Consider the following 15,031-nt stretch of genomic DNA (forward strand, 5'->3'; position numbering starts at 1 on the left):
GCCGCTCGTCGCGGCCGCTCTTTTCGTTTGTACGTCCAGGCCGGGGCGGGGTAGGACGTCCGCCTCCTCGGGGAGTAGCCGTCCGCGCGACAGCGGAGCCCGCGTCAACAAACTTGGCTTTTCGAAGCCATGGCGCGTGCGGCAGGCCTTCGGGCCTGGATTGGCGAGACCGGCGATGCAGCCTCCTTAAGCCTGCGGGCGCGGCGGGGGCCTTGCGTCGTCGTGTCGAACGCCGCGTCCCGGAGTATCCGCCTTGGAAGCCTTCCTCGTCTCCACCGGGCTCGTCGCCGTCGCCGAGATCGGCGACAAGACCCAGCTGCTCGCCATGATCCTGGCCGCGAAGTTCAGACGGCCCGTCCCGATCATCCTGGGCATTCTGGTCGCCACCATCCTGAACCACACCGGCGCGGCGGCCCTGGGCTTCGTGGTCGCCCGTTGGCTGAGCGGGCCGACGTTCCAGATCCTGGTGGGCGCGGGCTTCATCGCTATGGCCCTCTGGGCCCTCATTCCCGACAAGGATGACGAGGGCGCGGCGAACCGGGCGGCCGGCGGCGTCTTCCTGACCACCGTCGTCGCCTTCTTCCTGGTGGAGATCGGCGACAAGACCCAGATCGCCACGACCCTGCTCGCCGCCCGCTTCCAGGATGTCGCCGTCGTGGCGGCCGGGACGACGCTGGGCATGATGATCGCCAACGTCCCGGCGGTGCTGCTCGGCGAGGCCGCCACCCGGATCGTGCCGTTGCGCTACGTGCGGGTGGGGGCCGCCCTCATCTTCCTGATCCTTGGGGCATGGGTGCTCGCGGCGGCCTTCCTAAAGCCCGGCATTTCCTTCTAAGGTTCGGCAGGGTCTGGAGAATCTTATGACGGCCAAGACCGTGGGGGACGGGGACAGGGCCTTCTTTGGCCACCCGAAGGCGCTGGGCTACCTGGCCTTCACCGAGGCCTGGGAGCGGTTCTCCTACTACGGCATGCAGGGCCTGCTGGTCCTCTACATGACCAAGTCGCTGCTGCTGGCTCCGCACGTCGACCAGATCTGGGGCTTCGAGGGCTTCAGGTCGTTCATCCAGCTGATCTACCGGCCCGGCGCGTCCACCCAGGACGTCGCCTCGACGATCTTCGGGATGTACACCAGCCTCGTCTATCTGACCCCCATCCTGGGCGGGCTGCTGGCCGACCGGCTGCTGGGCAAGACACGCACGATCGTACTGGGGGCCCTGCTGATGGCCGCCGGCCACTTCCTCATGGCCTTCGACCAGACGTTCCTGCTGGCGCTGCTGTGCCTGGTGCTGGGCACCGGCTGCTTCAAGGGCAACATCGCGGGCCAGGTGGGCTCGCTGTACGCCGAGAAGGATCTGCGGCGCGCCGACGCCTTCCAGATCTTCTACCTGGCCATCAATGCCGGCGTGATCGCCGCTCCGCTCGTGGCCGGGACCCTGGGCGAGAAGGTGGGGTGGCACTACGGCTTCGGCGCGGCGGGCATCGGCATGTTGCTCGCGCTCATGATCTACCTCTGGGGGCGCCGCCACCTGCCGCCTGAGCCCGTGGTGCGTCGCGCCGACCGGGTCGAGCGTCCGAAGCTGACGGCCCACGACTGGCGCGTGGTGGCCTTGCTGGTCCTGCTGATCCCGGTGCTGACCGCCTCGGTGCTCTGCAACCAGCAGATCTTCAACGCCTACCTCGTGTGGGCCGACACGAGTGTCGATCTGACCTTGATGGGCGACAAGGTGCCCACGACCTGGCTGATCAGCCTCGACAGCATCGTCTCGGTCAGCTTCCTGGCCATCATGGTCGTCTTCTGGCGGCTCTGGGCGACCCGCTTCAAGGAGCCCGACGAGATCGGCAAGCTGACGATCGGGGCCTTCGTGTCGGTGACGGGCGTGGCGTCCCTCGCCGTGGGCTCGCTGATCGCCGAGGCGAACGGGACCCAGGTCAGCATCTGGTGGTGCGTGCTGTTCCACGTCCTCAACAGCATCGCCTTCGCCAACATGCTGCCGGTGTCGCTGGCGCTCTACGCGCGCGCCGCGCCGGCGGCGATCACCTCGACGATTATCGGCATCTACTACCTGCACCTGTTCGCCGGGAATCAGACCGTCGGCATTCTGGGCACGCTGCTGGACGACCTGGGCGCCAGCCGGTTCTGGCTGATGCACACCGCGATCGCGGCGGGCGCGGCGGTGGTGTTCCTGATCGTGGGCCGCTTCTTCTCGCCGTTGCTGAGCCCGGCTGCGATCGGGGCTGGGCGAGCCGTGGAGGCGGCTTGAGGCCAAGCGCCCAAGCTTGCTCTTCGTGCCGTAGCGCGGGGACCGCGCGAAGGCTGGTGGGCGGCGACGGGTTCGAACCGCCGACCCCCTCGGTGTAAACGAGGTGCTCTAACCAGCTGAGCTAGCCGCCCTTGGCGCGCTCTACTGCCTCAACAGGAGCCCATTGCGCAATGCGTTGGCGAGCCGCGATCATCCTTCTCATGTGCGCCACATCCGCCCAGACGGCTCCCGCCACCGTTGACGACTACATGGGTCAGCCTCAGACGAAGGCCGACGCGCGCATTTCCTATGGCCCGGCGCCTGCCCAGGTGGTCGAGCTGTTTCTGCCGAAGACGAAGGGGCCGCATCCGGTCGTGGTGCTGATCCACGGCGGGTGTTTCCTGGCCGAGTACCAGGGCCTGCCCCAGTCCAGCGGCATCGCCGCCGATCTGGCCGACCGCGGCTATGCCGTCTGGAACGTCGAGTACCGCAAGCTGGGCGAGAATGGGGCCGGCTATCCGGGGACTCTTCAGGACGTGGCCGACGCCGTGGATCGGATTCGCACCGAGGCGCCGACGTACCGGCTCGACACCCGGCGGGTCGTCGCCGTGGGCCATTCGGCCGGGGGGCATCTTGGCCTCTGGGCCACGTCGCGGGCCAAGCTGCCGAAGGACAGCCCGCTTTGGCGCGCCAGGCCGCTGAAGATCCGTGCGGTGGTCAGCCTGGGCGGGATCGGTGACCTGCAGTCCCACGCAGGCGTCTTCTCCGGCGCATGCGGACCCACAATCTCCCAGGTCGCGCCGCCCGCGACCTACGCCGAGACCTCGCCGGCCGAGCTCCTGCCTGTCGGCGCCGCTGTGACGATGATCCATGGCGAATTCGATCACGTCATGCCGCCTGAGACCGGCCAGGCCTACGCCGCGAAGGTGAGGGCCGCCGGCGACAAGGCCGAGGCCATCGAAATCAAGGGCGTGGGTCATTTCGACCCGGTGATCCCGACGACCGACGCCTGGAAGACGGTCGTGGTCCCGGCGATCGAACGCGCCTTCGGCAACCGCCGCTGATGTTCTATCGCCCGCTCGGCCGCACGGGGCTGACCATCTCGGAGCTGGGCTTCGGCTGCGCCAGCTGGTGGGGCAAATCACGCTTTGATGAGCGGACTGCGCTGGGTCTGGTGCACGAGGCGATCGACCTGGGCGTCACTCTCTTCGACACCGGGGCCAGCTACTCGGCCGGCGAGGCCGAGCCGCGGCTAGGGCGGGCGCTGCAGGGCCGCGACGTCTCGAAGCTGGTCATCGCCACCAAGGCCGGCACCCATCACGCGGGCGGCGGGCGCATCGCGCGCGACATGAGCCCCGCCGCCATCGTCGCGAGCGCCGAGCGCAGCCTGCGCAACCTGGGCCTCGAGACCCTGGGCCTGCTTCAGCTCCACGGGCCGTCCGCCGCCGAACTGGACGATGAGATGCAGGCGGCGCTGGAGGGCCTGAAGGCGAGGGGCGTGGCGCGGGCCATCGGCCTCAACAGCTTCGATCCCGCCGTGATTGATCACGCCATCGGCCTGGCGGTCATCGACGCGGTGATGGTCGACTACAACGTCCTGCGCCCTGAGCGCGAACCGCTGATCGCCCGCGCGGCGGCGGCGGGGAAGGGCGTGCTTGCGGGCATGCCGCTGGCCATGGGCCACACCCGCCCGCTGCTGGCGCGGCTGAAAGGCCCGCAAGACCTCTGGTACGCCGCCCGCGCGCTGGCCAAGCATAGGGAGGAACTTCGCCGCGGCCGTCCGTTCGGCTTCCTGCATCGTCTACCGGACTGGTCGGGATCCCAGGCGGCCTTGGCGTATGTCCTGGCCAACCCCAACGTCAGCGCCGCGGTCTTCGGCGCGACCAGGCCGTCGCACCTGCGCGAAAACCTCGCGACGTCAGGCCGGCAGCTGCCCGCAGACGTCATGGCCAAAGTTCGGGTCGCGCAAACCTAAGTCCCTGACGTCACGTGAGGACTTCCGCCGCGCGTCGGCCGCGGGCATGCTGATTTCAGAACAATGATAACCTAGGGCAGGATCGGCAGATGGCAGTCTCTCGCGCGGATATCGAAGAGGCCCTCAAGGACGCGCATCTTCCGGCGCTCATGGCCGCCCTCGTGCAGATGACGGGCGACATCTCGTGGCTCCGCTCGGATTGGACGCCGGTCTACAACCCGCTGTCGCGCGGCGACACGGGCCTGCCCGAGGAGGTCCAGGCCGATATCCGCAAGCGCGCCGCCGAGGCCATCGAGGCCTACCTGGGCGGCAGGCCCCTGCAGATGCTGCGTCCCGACCACGCCACGATCTGCAGGCAGATGGACTTCGTGGCCGGCGCGCCGATCCCTGAGCAGTACGTCGACTTCCTGGTCGATGAACTGGTGCTCGAGGAGCGCAGCACCAAGGACCCGCACTTCGAGGCGCCGAAGGTTCAGCAGGCCGTTCGCAAGATGAAGGTGCTGGTGGTCGGCGCCGGGATGTCGGGCCTGCTCACCGGCATCCGGCTCAGCCAGGCCGGGGTGCCGTTCGAGATCGTCGACAAGAACCCCGACGTCGGCGGCACCTGGTTCGAGAACACCTATCCGGGCTGCCGGGTCGACAACTCCAACCACATGTACAGCTACTCATTCGAGCCCAACCACGCCTGGCCGCAGCATTTCTCGCCCCAGCCGGTCCTGCTCGAGTACTTCCGCGGCATCGCCAAGAAGTACGACCTGAAGAAGCACATCCGCTTCGAGACACTGGTCGAGACCCTGGCGTGGGACGAGGGCCGGAACGTCTGGCGCGCGACGCTCAAGGGCAAGGACGGCAAGACCGAGGTCGTCGAGGCCACCGCGGTGGTCACCGCCGTGGGCCAGCTGAACCGCCCACGTTTCCCCGACATCGAGGGCCTGGGCGCCTTCGAGGGCCCGGCTTTTCACTCGGCCGAGTGGCGCCACGACGTCGACCTGAAGGGTAAGCGCATCGCCGTGATCGGCACGGGCGCCTCGGCCTACCAGTTCGTGCCCGAGATCGCGCCCGACGTGGCGAAACTGACGGTCTTCCAGCGCAATCCGCCCTGGGGCCTGCCGGTTCCGCACTACCACGAGGACGTGCCCGAGGGCGTGAAGTGGACGCTCGAGCACGTGCCCTATTACGACAAGTGGTACCGGTTCTGGCTCTTCTGGATGACCACCGAGGGCTTCCTGCCGATGGTCAAGTCCGATCCGGCCTGGAACGCCACCGACTCGGTCAGCGGCGAGAACGCCATGCTGCGGGCGATGGCCACAGAGTCCTACCGGACCCAGCTCGCCGATCGCCCGGACCTCCTGGATAAGGTGACGCCCAACTATCCCATCGGCGGCAAGCGCTCGGTGCTGGACAATGGCGTGTGGCTTGCCGCCCTGAAGCGCGACAACGTCGAGCTGGTCACCGACAAGGTCGTGAAGATCACGCCCAAGGGCGTGCTCACCGCCGACGGCCGCGAGCACGAGGTCGACGTGCTGATCTACGGCACCGGCTTCCAGGCCTCGAACTTCCTGTCGTTCCTGAAGATCAAGGGCCGGGGCGGGCGCGACCTGCACGAGACTTGGGGCGGCGATGCCCGCGCCTATCTGGGCATGACCCACCCGGGCTTCCCCAACCTGTTCACGATCTATGGCCCCAACACCAACATCGTCGTGAACGGCTCGATCATCTTCTTCTCGGAGTGCGCCGTCCGCTACATCGTGGGCTGCCTCAAGCTGCTGGGCGAGACCGGGGCTGCGGCCATGGAGCCGAAGCAGGCCGTCTACGACGAGTTCAACCGCAAGGTCGATGAGGCCAACGCCGGCTGGGCGTGGGGCTCGCCCAACGTATCGAGCTGGTACAAGAACGCGTTCGGTCGGGTCAGCCAGAACTGGCCCTTCGGCCTGATCGACTACTGGCGCGCCACGCTGGCCCCCAACCCGGACGACTACGTCCTGGAGCGGACGCCTGAACCCGTGGCCTGAACGGGGGACGACACCATGAGCGATATCGAGGGCGGCTGCGCGTGCGGAGCGATCCGCTTCAAGATCGCGGGGCCCTTGGCGGGCGTCGGTGTATGCCATTGCCGAGCCTGCCAGTACGCCACCGGCGGGCCGCCGAACTACGTGGCGCTGGCCATGAAGCCCGGCTTCGCGATCACCAAAGGCGAGCCGAAGGTCCACGTCTCGAAGGCCGACAGCGGCAACGAGGTTGGCCGCGCATTCTGCCCCGAATGCGGGACGCCGCTCTACACGGTCACGTCTGAAGGGACGCCGTTCTACCCGGTCAAGCTGGGCGCTCTGGACGATCCCTCGCCCTACGCGCCGAACCTCCACCTCTACATGGAGGACGCTCAGCCCTGGCACCTGACCCACGAGGGTCTGCCGCAGTTCCCGCGGATGCCGCCCGTCGGCTAGCCTGCCAGCAGGGCCAGCAGGGCGAACGACGCCAGCCAGTGCTCGCCCATGTAGTCGCCCGCCACATGGGGCAGAGCCACGGCCAGATGGGCCGTTGCCGCGCGTTCGGCGGCCTCGCGGGCGGGGTTGAACGCCGGCAGGCCCGAGGCGATCTCGCGCCAGCACCAGGCCCGTGAGAGGTTCAGGCCGTCCAGGTGGGCGATCTTGCCATCGGTGCGGTCGCTGACGGTCGCAGGACTGAACAGGCTGGCCGGACGGCAATCTCCGGCCAGCGGCAGATAGTTGTCGAACCAGCGACGCCACTCTTCCTGCGGCAGCAACCGGCGCAGGCAGACGGCAGTCATTAGGGTCGGCGACAGGAAATCGTCCTGCGACGGCTCCCAGGCCTGGGCGGCGCGGTCGTCACGGTGCCAGCGCCGGGCCTTGGTCTCGAACATGTCGAACAACTCGGCGTCGCCGGCCGCGCGGGTGTAGTCGCTGGCCAGCGCCAGCGCGAAGCTCGTCGAGGAATGCACCCCGGTCCGGATGGGGTAGGTCGCGAGCGGCAGGAACTCCCGGAACCGCTGCGCGAAGGCGTCCGCCAACGGCTGGAGCGTGGTCGCCCATGAGGCGTCATGCGCCAACAGCTCGGCCTGCAGCTTCAGCAGCCACGCCCAGCCGTAGGGCCGTTCGAAGCCGCGGGAGGCGGGGCGCAGGACGTAGGCGGTCTCGACGGCCACCTTTGCGGCCGTGAAGCTGTCGTCGAACAGCGCGCGGATGTCGGCCGCTTCCGGAAGATCCGGGTGCAGCCGCAGAATCGTCGCCAGGGTCCAGTAGCCGTGCACGCAGCTGTGCCAGTCGAAGCTGCCGAAGAAGATCGGATGCTGTGCGCGCGGGCCCTTCACGTCGCCCGGCCCGGTCAGGACGGTGTCCATCTTGTTCGGGAACTCGCGCCCGACGTGCCGCAGCGCGATGCGGGCGAACCTCGACGCCAGGTCCGGCGTCAGGCGATCAGAAGGCAAGGACATACATCAGGATCACGTTGGCGATGAGCAGGGGAAGCGCGGTCGGGATCTGCGCCTTAATGACCGCGTAGCGGTCGGGCAGCTCCAGCAGCGCGGCGGGCACCAGGTTGAAGTTGGCGGCCAGCGGGGTCATCAGCGTGCCGCAGAACCCCGAAAGCATGCCGATCGAGGCGACCACCGCAGGATCGCCGCCGAACTGCTTGATCAGGATGGGCAAACCGATCCCCGCGGTCATCACGGGGAAGGCCGCGAAGGCGTTGCCCATGATCATCGTGAACCCGGCCATGCCCAGGCAGTAGACGGCGACGGCAGTCAGCCGGGCGTCCATGGGGATGTAGCTGGTCACCAACTGGCCGATCAGTTCGCCGACGCCCGCGATGGCGAACACCGCGCCCAGGGCCGCCAGCATCTGGGGCAGCAGGGCCGCCCAGCCCACAGTGTCCATCAGCCGCCGGCCCTCCTGCAGCGGGCTCATCAGGGGTTGGCGCAACAGGATCAACCCCACGCCCACGGCGATCACCGCAGCCAGGGCCAGGGAAATCAGGGTCGCCTGCTTGGGATCCAGCAGGGGCACGCCGCCGATCGTCACCGGCTTCAGCACCAGCACGCCGAACGCCACCACGACGGGAAGCGTGAGGGCCGGGATGAACAGCTTTTCCCCGAACCGTTCGGCCAGCGCCCTGCGGTCCTCTGTCGAGGTCGTGGCGGGCTCGCCGCGGCCCAGCAGGCCCAGGCCCGCGATCAGGGCCAGCCCGAGCACCAGCACGCCGTTGCCCAGGTCGCCGATATGGTCGCCGGCCAGGAAGCTGGTGGCGACCAGCGCCCAGAAGACGGCGTTGCCGATGCGCTTTCCGTTGTTTCGGTCCATCGCGCTGAGGACGGCGAAGGCGGCGAACACCAGGCCCGCCAGCAGGTAGACCGCGCCCAGCTTGATCATGCGCCGGCCCTCGCGCGGAGCTTGCGGTCGAAGAAGATCAGGCGGCCGCCATGGATGAGGAACGCCACGATCGCAGTCGGGATCGCCCAGATCGACACGTGGATCGGGTCGATGGTGATGCCGGCGGTGGCCAGGAAGCCCACCATCAAGAGGATCGAACCGATGGCGATGAAGATGTCCTCGCCGAAGAACAGGCCGATGTTGTCCGTGGCCGACGCCATGGCGCGGGTGGCCTGGCGGGTGTCGGCGTCGAGGGGGCCGGTGCGGGCCTCCACCGCGCCTTCGGCCATCGGCGCGACCATGGGCCGGATGCTCTGGGCGTGGCCGGCGATCGAGGTCAGTCCCAGGGCTGACGTGATCTGGCGGAACGCCAGGTAGACGATCAGGAAGGGCCCGACCGAGACGCCCTTGAACCGGCCGATCAGGGTGCGGGCCCGCTCCTGCAGGCCGGCCCGCTCGACCACGCCGATGACCGGCAGCACGAGGTAGGCGGCGCTGACGAAGCGGTTCTCGTTGAAGGCCTTGCCAAACGCCTTGAGCACTTCGACCGGAGAGAGACCGGCGGCCAGGCCCGTGACGAAGGCGGCGATCACCACCACGAGCAACGGGTTCAGCCGTATAGCGAAGCCGACCACAACGGCGGCCACGCCCAGTAGCGTCAGCATTGCAGCTCCCCCGTCCCGTGATCCGCCTTGGCGAATCCGAGCCCATAGTGGGCGAGCGTCTAGCGGCGCGCCAGCCAGGCGTCAGCCAGCGCCAGGAACCCGTCGACCGGGATCACCTCGGCGCGGGCCTGAGGGTCGAGGCCGGCCTCCAGGATCAGGCTCTCGCCGCCCATCAGCTTCAGGCTGGAGCGCAGCATCTTGCGGCGCTGGCCGAAGGCGGCGGCCGTGATCTGCTGGAGGGCGTCAAGGCGCTCTGCGCTGGGCCGTTCCGCGTGGGGCTCCAGCCGCACCACCGCCGAGTCCACCTTGGGCGGCGGCGTGAAGGCCCGGGCCGGGGCGTCCAGGACCCGCTCCGCCCGGCAGGTGGCCTGGACGATCACGGCCAGGCGGCCGTAGGCGTCGGCTCCGGGCCCCTCGGTGATGCGGTCGGCCACCTCGCGCTGAAACATCAGGGTCATCGAGGCGGGTGTCCATGGCCCGATCAGCCATTTGATGAGCAGCGGCGTGCCGACGTTGTAGGGCAGGTTCGAGACGATGTGCGCCGGCTGATCGCCCGCGATCGCCGCCTCGTCAGCCTTCAGCGCGTCGCCGAACACCAGGGTCAGGCTGGGCGCCACCTCGGCCACCTCGGCCAGCAGCGGCTGGAACCGCTCGTCCTTCTCGATGGCCGTCACGCTGGCGCCGGTCTCAAGCAGCGCCCGCGTCAGGCCGCCAGGCCCGGGGCCCACCTCGATCACGTGATCGCCTTCGCCCACCTGGGCCAGGCGTGCGATCTTACGGGTCACATTGAGGTCCAGGAGGAAGTGCTGACCGAACGCCTTCTTGGCCCACAGGCCGTGCGACTCGAGCGCCTCGCGCAGGCTGGGCAGGGTGTCGAGGCCGCTCACGTTCTGCGCTGCGCGATCTCGGCGGCCAGGCGGATGGCGGCGATCAGGCTGTCGGCGCGCGCGATCCCGCGGCCCGCGATGTCGAAGGCGGTGCCATGGTCGGGTGAGGTCCGCACAATCGGCAGGCCCAGGGTCACGTTCACGCCGCCCCAGAAGTCCAGCATCTTCACCGGGATCAGCGCCTGGTCGTGATAGAGGCACAGCGCCGCGTCATAGGTGGCGCGCACCTCGGCGGGAAACATGGTGTCGGCCGGGTAGGGGCCCTTGGCGTCCACGCCCAGCTCGCGCAGCGCCCGAACGGCCGGCTCCACTAGCTTCACTTCTTCCTGGCCGATCGTCCCGCTTTCGCCGGCATGAGGATTCAGGCCCGCCACAGCGATCCGGGGCGCGGCGATGCCGAAGTCGCGCTGCATGGCCTGGGCGGTGACGAGGCCCGCATGGACGAGCGCCTCAAGAGTCAGCTTGTCCGCGACCCTCGACAGCGGCTCGTGAACGGTCACCAGCGTGGCGCGCAGGTCGGCGGCCGTCAGCATCATGATCGGCCCGCGCGCGCCTTCGAAGCTGGCCGCGGAGGTCAGCTCGCCCAGGAACTCGGTGTGGCCGGGAAACTTGAAGCCGGCGGCGTAGAGCGGGGCCTTGGCGATCGGCGCCGTCACCACGCCTGAGACTGCCCCGGAGAGGGCGAGTCCGACCGCCGTCTCAATCCACTGGATGATCGGTCCGGCCGCCGCGGGCGAGGGTTGGCCCGCCACCACCGGGGTCGTCAGCGGCAGATCCAGGATGGGGATCGCGTCCGCGAATACGGCTTCGACCTCCTCGGACGACGAGATCGTGCGCACGGCGTCGCCATCGCCGTTCGCGGCCGAGGCCAAGGTCCGCGCGTCGCCGACCACGAAGAACGGGATCCGTTCGCGTCGGAGCGCCCGCCACGCCCTGACGACGATCTCGGGGCCTATGCCCGCCGGATCGCCGAGGGTGAGGGCGAGCGGCCCGGTCTTCACCGGGTCTCGATGGTGGCCGAGTTGCGGAGGTCACGCATGTAGCGCCGCGCGATCATGCTCAGCTGCTGGCCCCGGAGGCGGCGCTCGATCTGCTCCTTGTCGGCGATGCCGCCGCCGGCGGCGCGACGGGCGCACACCGCCACGAGGTGCAGGCCGGCCGAGGTGCGGATGGGGTCGGAGACCTCGCCCACCTTCAGCTTCTTCGCGGCGTCCTGGAACTGCGGCGCGAGGTCGGCGACTTCGGCCTCGCCCAGGTCCCCGGCCACCACGCCAGGGGTCTTGCCGGCGGTGGCTTCCAGCGTGGCGCAGTCCTTGATCTGCGGCTTGAGGCCCGACAGCTTGGCGCGGGCGGCGGCCTCTTCGTCGGCCGATGCGCCCTGTGCCAGGGCGACGGCCGCCTGCTTCAGGTTCACCAGTTCGGCGCTGCCGCCGGCGCGCTTGTCGCGCAGGTAGAGGATGTAGACGCCGTCGCGCACCTGGATCGGCTGCGACAGCTGACCCGGGCGCATCTGCTCCAGCACCGCCTCGACCTCGGGCGGCATCTCGCCGGGGCTGACCCAGCCGGCGTCGCCGCCGTTGGCCGCCGTGGGCAGAGCCGAGAACTGGCGGGCGACCGAGGGGAAGGGCGCGCCCTGCTGCATCTGCTGCACCAGCTGAGCGGCGCCGGCCATGGCCTGCGGCATGCCGCCCACGCGGTTGGCGTCGATCAGGACCTCGCCGATCTGATACTGCGGCTTGCTGGCCTGGGCCGCGAGCAGGGCCTGGGCCGCGGCGATCTGGTCGTCGCCGACCCGCAGGCGCGAGCCGTAGCGGCCCTGGATCCATCGGCCCCAGCTGATCTGCGCGCGCAGCTGCTGGCGCAGGGTATCGGCGCCGATGCCGCGCGAGGCCAGGTAGGCCAGGAACTGGTCCCGGCTCATGTTGTTCTGCTTGGCCATGTCGTCGATGTCTTCGTTGACGTCATTGTCGTCAGCGACGATGTCGATCTTCTGCTCCTTCTCGACGCGGCGCAGTTCCTGGAACTGAAGGTGCTCGTCGACGAGCGAGACCAGCGCCTCGCGCTGGAACTGGGGCAGGTTCTCCTGGGTGGGCTGCACGCCCGACGTGGCGATCAGCAGGCGCATCCGCTGGCCGAGGTCGTAGGTCGAGACGATGTCGTCGTTCACCACGGCGGCGACGGATTCCGAAAGACCCTCGGGTGCGGCGCGAGCGGGCGCGACCGGAGCGTCGGCCGGAGCCGTGCCGACCACCTCCGGCTGCTGGGCGAGCGCGTGTGGCGCGCCGAGCGCACAAACGAGGATCGCGCCAAGCGCCGCAGAGCCTGACAGTAGACGCTTCATGGATAGGAAAACCTTATAAGACACCGCAGTTCGGTGACCATTCTAACGCCCATTGAATGAGCCGCCCAATGTGGCGAGCGTTAGGCGTACGGACACCGACTCGCTGGGTAGCAGACGACCGATGATCGTGTCTTCGCGGCGATAGATCACATCAACCCGCAGACAATCGTCGCGATAGAACACACCGACGTCGCGAATGACCCAGCTGTCCTGCGAAAGATCGCGCTGACCATAGAAGCTGACGCCATAGCGTTTGCCCAGGTTCAGCTCGCCGCCGAGGTCGAGGTTCTCGCGCTTCGTGCCGTTGATGTCGAAGTCGTCGGTCAGGTAGCGGACGAAACCGGATCCGTACTTGTTGTAGACGTTCGCGCCGGCTTCCAGCCTGTGGACGTCCAGCGAGTCGCTGTCGAGGCGGGCCCGGGCGAACACCGACATGCCGCGGATCGGCTGAGCGTCGGCGGACACGATCCAGTCCGAAGCCTTGGTGCGCAGGCCGCTGCGGTTGGTGAAGACCGCGTTCTCCTCGGTCCGGAAACTGCGGCCGACGAGGAAGTTGGCGCGGCGGCCGTCGTCCCACATCACGGTCGCGCGCCCCGCCATGTTGAGGCGCACGCCGTCCTCGTAGAGGTCATAGCCGGGGAACTTGTTGGGCCGGAAGAGGGTGGTTTCGTCGAACTCGAAGGCGATCGAGTCCTCGTTGAGGTAGATCGGCTCGCCGGCGGTGTTGCGGCCGATCACGACCTGCTTGGCGTTGGGCGAGGCGGCGACCTGCACAACCGGTTCGACCACCACCGTCGCGTCGCTCAGCCGCTTGTAGAACGGATAGGTGATGTCGACGCCGGCGGTCGCCAGTGCGCGGGTCATGTTGTCCTTGCGCGTGGCCGAGCCTACGCCGGTCAGGATGTCCTGGATCCGATAGGCGTCGGCGCGCACGGTGGCGAACGGCTCCAGCCGCAGGCCGGCCGGTGAGATATACGCCCGCCGCCAGTCCAGGTCAGCGGTGACCCGGGCGCTGTCGAGGCCGGGCAGGCGTCGCGAAAGGTCGGTCTGCGACTGCTCGCGGCTCAGCACCACGGCGCTGGTATGGGCGCGCAAGCGACCGCCGAGGATCTTGGGTGCGGGCTCGTAGTGGCCTTCGACCAGCGGGCCGATGATCGGGAAAACGCGGTCGTTCTCGCCGACGGCGCGTCCGGTCACGGGGTCGATCGCGCCCGGGCGCAGGCCCTGGATCGTCATCCCGGCGACCGAGAAGTACGACTGCTCGTCCTGACGCATGGCGTACAGCTGCGAGATCAGCCGCCGGTCGTCGGCGATGTAAGGTCCCCGGGTGTCATAGACCTTGCCGATCTCGTACTTGTCGAAGATCAGGTCATCCGACGCGCGCTCGGCGGTGAAGCCCCAGAGCCACTTTTCGTCGATCTGGAACGACCCGCGGCCCAGGATATAGCTGCGGTCGGTCGAGGTGCCGGGCAGTTCGTTGCCCTTGCCGTCGAAGTCGCGGGCGTGGGTGTAGCCGAACCGGAAATCCACATCGCCGGAGTAGAAGCGCTTGCGCAGCTGGCCGTTCAGGAACGGCGCGATCTTCGAGTTCACCTGCGGGCTGATGATCGCGTCGGTCGAGGGCGAGATCACCCAGTAGTAGGGCTGCTCGTATGAGAGACCGCGCCGGTCCGAGACCGAGGCCTTCGGCACCAGGAAGCCCGATGACCGCTCGGCGGCCGGGTCGGCGTGCCAGAACAGCGGCAGGTAGACCACCGAGACGCCGAACAGCTTGAATCGGGCGTTGCGATAGTAGACGACGCGCCGCTTCTTATCGCGGATCACCCGCTCGGCGGCGATGGACCAGGTGGGCGTCTTGACGGAGCCGTCCTTCGCGCAGATCTCGCACGGCGTATAGATCGCCTTGCTGAGCTCCTCGACGTTCTCGTTGCGCTTGGCGGCGGTGGCCGCCGCGATCTTCACGTTCTCCTGCAGCCGGGCCGAGAACCCCAGGGCCACGCCGGCGCGCATGTCCTCGTCGAGGACGATCTCCTCGGCGTACTCGAACGTGCCGTCCGAGTTTATGATGACGATGTTGCCGTAGGCGCGGATGACGCCCGTCTGGTCGTTGTAGATCAGGCGGTTGGCGCGCAGCGTGCGGCCGTTATAGCGGACCTCGATGTTGCCGTTCGCGGTGGTCAGCCCGGCATCGTCCTCACGGATGACCTCGTCGGCCTCCATGTACATCTCGTCCTTCTGGAGCCCGTCCGGGCTGGGCCCGGCAGGCCCCTGCGCGTGAGCGCAGGCCGTCCAGAGGAGGGCGGCCGCGGCGCCCGCGAACAGGGCGCGCTTACCCCTGACGCGTTCGGCGAAAGTGGAAGTCGGTTTCGCCATTAGAACGCGCTCCAGACAAACTTCAGGCGCCGCTCGCCATAGGCAAACGACTCTGGGGGTCGCGGCGTGCGCCGACGCGGACTCATCAACCCTCTCGATCCCCTACGGCGCGAAGCTCTGCGGCCCGGCGGCGCTCATTCAGTCAGGCCTGGGATGTACTAGCTC

Annotated in this window: 13 protein-coding genes, 1 tRNA gene and 1 riboswitch; of the genes, 6 read left to right on the forward strand and 8 right to left on the reverse strand. The window is 68.5% G+C overall.

Features of this window, described 5'->3' with window-relative positions; genetic code table 11:
- Window positions 1-62 precede the first annotated feature (62 nt).
- Window positions 63-188, forward strand: a riboswitch (yybP-ykoY riboswitch).
- A 65-nt stretch (window positions 189-253) separates the two neighbouring features.
- Both ACQ66R_RS00100 and ACQ66R_RS00105 read left to right on the forward strand, forming a co-directional pair.
- A complete protein-coding gene (locus ACQ66R_RS00100) occupies window positions 254-835 on the forward strand; it encodes a TMEM165/GDT1 family protein (protein ID WP_430418129.1) in 582 nt (193 codons plus the stop codon).
- A gap of 25 nt (window positions 836-860) precedes the next feature.
- Window positions 861-2,261 carry a peptide MFS transporter gene (locus ACQ66R_RS00105; protein ID WP_430418131.1) on the forward strand — a complete coding sequence of 467 codons (1,401 nt, stop codon included), beginning with the start codon at window positions 861-863 and terminating at the stop codon, window positions 2,259-2,261.
- A gap of 54 nt (window positions 2,262-2,315) precedes the next feature.
- Here ACQ66R_RS00105 and ACQ66R_RS00110 read toward each other — a convergent pair.
- A tRNA-Val gene (locus ACQ66R_RS00110) sits at window positions 2,316-2,392 on the reverse strand.
- 39 nt (window positions 2,393-2,431) lie between these two features.
- Between ACQ66R_RS00110 and ACQ66R_RS00115 the strand changes: the two genes are divergently transcribed.
- The 4 genes from ACQ66R_RS00115 to ACQ66R_RS00130 all read left to right on the forward strand — a co-directional run bounded on the left by ACQ66R_RS00115 (window position 2,432) and on the right by ACQ66R_RS00130 (window position 6,659).
- Window positions 2,432-3,304 (forward strand): alpha/beta hydrolase, encoded by an 873-nt coding sequence (locus tag ACQ66R_RS00115; RefSeq protein WP_430418133.1) that lies wholly within the window; start codon window positions 2,432-2,434, stop codon window positions 3,302-3,304.
- Entirely contained in the window at window positions 3,304-4,215 is a 912-nt protein-coding gene (locus ACQ66R_RS00120; RefSeq protein ID WP_430418134.1) for an aldo/keto reductase, read from the forward strand. The genes ACQ66R_RS00115 and ACQ66R_RS00120 overlap by 1 nt, the downstream gene beginning before the upstream one ends.
- A gap of 89 nt (window positions 4,216-4,304) precedes the next feature.
- Complete coding sequence (locus tag ACQ66R_RS00125) at window positions 4,305-6,227, forward strand: flavin-containing monooxygenase (protein WP_430418136.1); 1,923 nt, start codon at window positions 4,305-4,307, stop codon at window positions 6,225-6,227.
- A 15-nt stretch (window positions 6,228-6,242) separates the two neighbouring features.
- Window positions 6,243-6,659 (forward strand): GFA family protein, encoded by a 417-nt coding sequence (locus ACQ66R_RS00130; RefSeq protein ID WP_430418138.1) that lies wholly within the window; start codon window positions 6,243-6,245, stop codon window positions 6,657-6,659.
- Here the strand turns inward: ACQ66R_RS00130 and ACQ66R_RS00135 are convergent.
- From ACQ66R_RS00135 to ACQ66R_RS00165, 7 genes are read right to left on the reverse strand one after another with little or no spacing between them, the layout of a single operon-like run.
- Complete coding sequence (locus ACQ66R_RS00135) at window positions 6,656-7,666, reverse strand: DUF2891 domain-containing protein (protein WP_430418140.1); 1,011 nt, start codon at window positions 7,664-7,666, stop codon at window positions 6,656-6,658. The genes ACQ66R_RS00130 and ACQ66R_RS00135 overlap by 4 nt on opposite strands.
- On the reverse strand, window positions 7,650-8,600 hold the full coding sequence (locus ACQ66R_RS00140) for a DUF979 domain-containing protein (RefSeq protein WP_430418142.1): 951 nt from the start codon (window positions 8,598-8,600) through the stop codon (window positions 7,650-7,652). Before ACQ66R_RS00140 ends, ACQ66R_RS00135 begins: the two co-directional genes overlap by 17 nt.
- Window positions 8,597-9,265, reverse strand: coding sequence for a DUF969 domain-containing protein (locus tag ACQ66R_RS00145; protein WP_430418144.1), 669 nt, complete (start codon window positions 9,263-9,265; stop codon window positions 8,597-8,599). Before ACQ66R_RS00145 ends, ACQ66R_RS00140 begins: the two co-directional genes overlap by 4 nt.
- A gap of 59 nt (window positions 9,266-9,324) precedes the next feature.
- On the reverse strand, window positions 9,325-10,152 hold the full coding sequence (gene rsmA / locus ACQ66R_RS00150; RefSeq protein ID WP_430418146.1) for a 16S rRNA (adenine(1518)-N(6)/adenine(1519)-N(6))-dimethyltransferase RsmA: 828 nt from the start codon (window positions 10,150-10,152) through the stop codon (window positions 9,325-9,327).
- On the reverse strand, window positions 10,149-11,153 hold the full coding sequence (gene pdxA, locus ACQ66R_RS00155; protein WP_430418148.1) for a 4-hydroxythreonine-4-phosphate dehydrogenase PdxA: 1,005 nt from the start codon (window positions 11,151-11,153) through the stop codon (window positions 10,149-10,151). The genes rsmA and pdxA overlap by 4 nt, the downstream gene beginning before the upstream one ends.
- Entirely contained in the window at window positions 11,150-12,493 is a 1,344-nt protein-coding gene (locus ACQ66R_RS00160; protein ID WP_430418150.1) for a peptidylprolyl isomerase, read from the reverse strand. The genes pdxA and ACQ66R_RS00160 overlap by 4 nt, the downstream gene beginning before the upstream one ends.
- Window positions 12,494-12,535: 42 nt before the next feature.
- Entirely contained in the window at window positions 12,536-14,866 is a 2,331-nt protein-coding gene (locus tag ACQ66R_RS00165) for an LPS-assembly protein LptD (RefSeq protein WP_430418152.1), read from the reverse strand.
- Window positions 14,867-15,031 lie beyond the last annotated feature (165 nt).

The organism is Phenylobacterium sp. (assembly GCF_965284355.1).
In the GTDB taxonomy this organism is placed as follows: Bacteria; Pseudomonadota; Alphaproteobacteria; order Caulobacterales; family Caulobacteraceae; genus Phenylobacterium.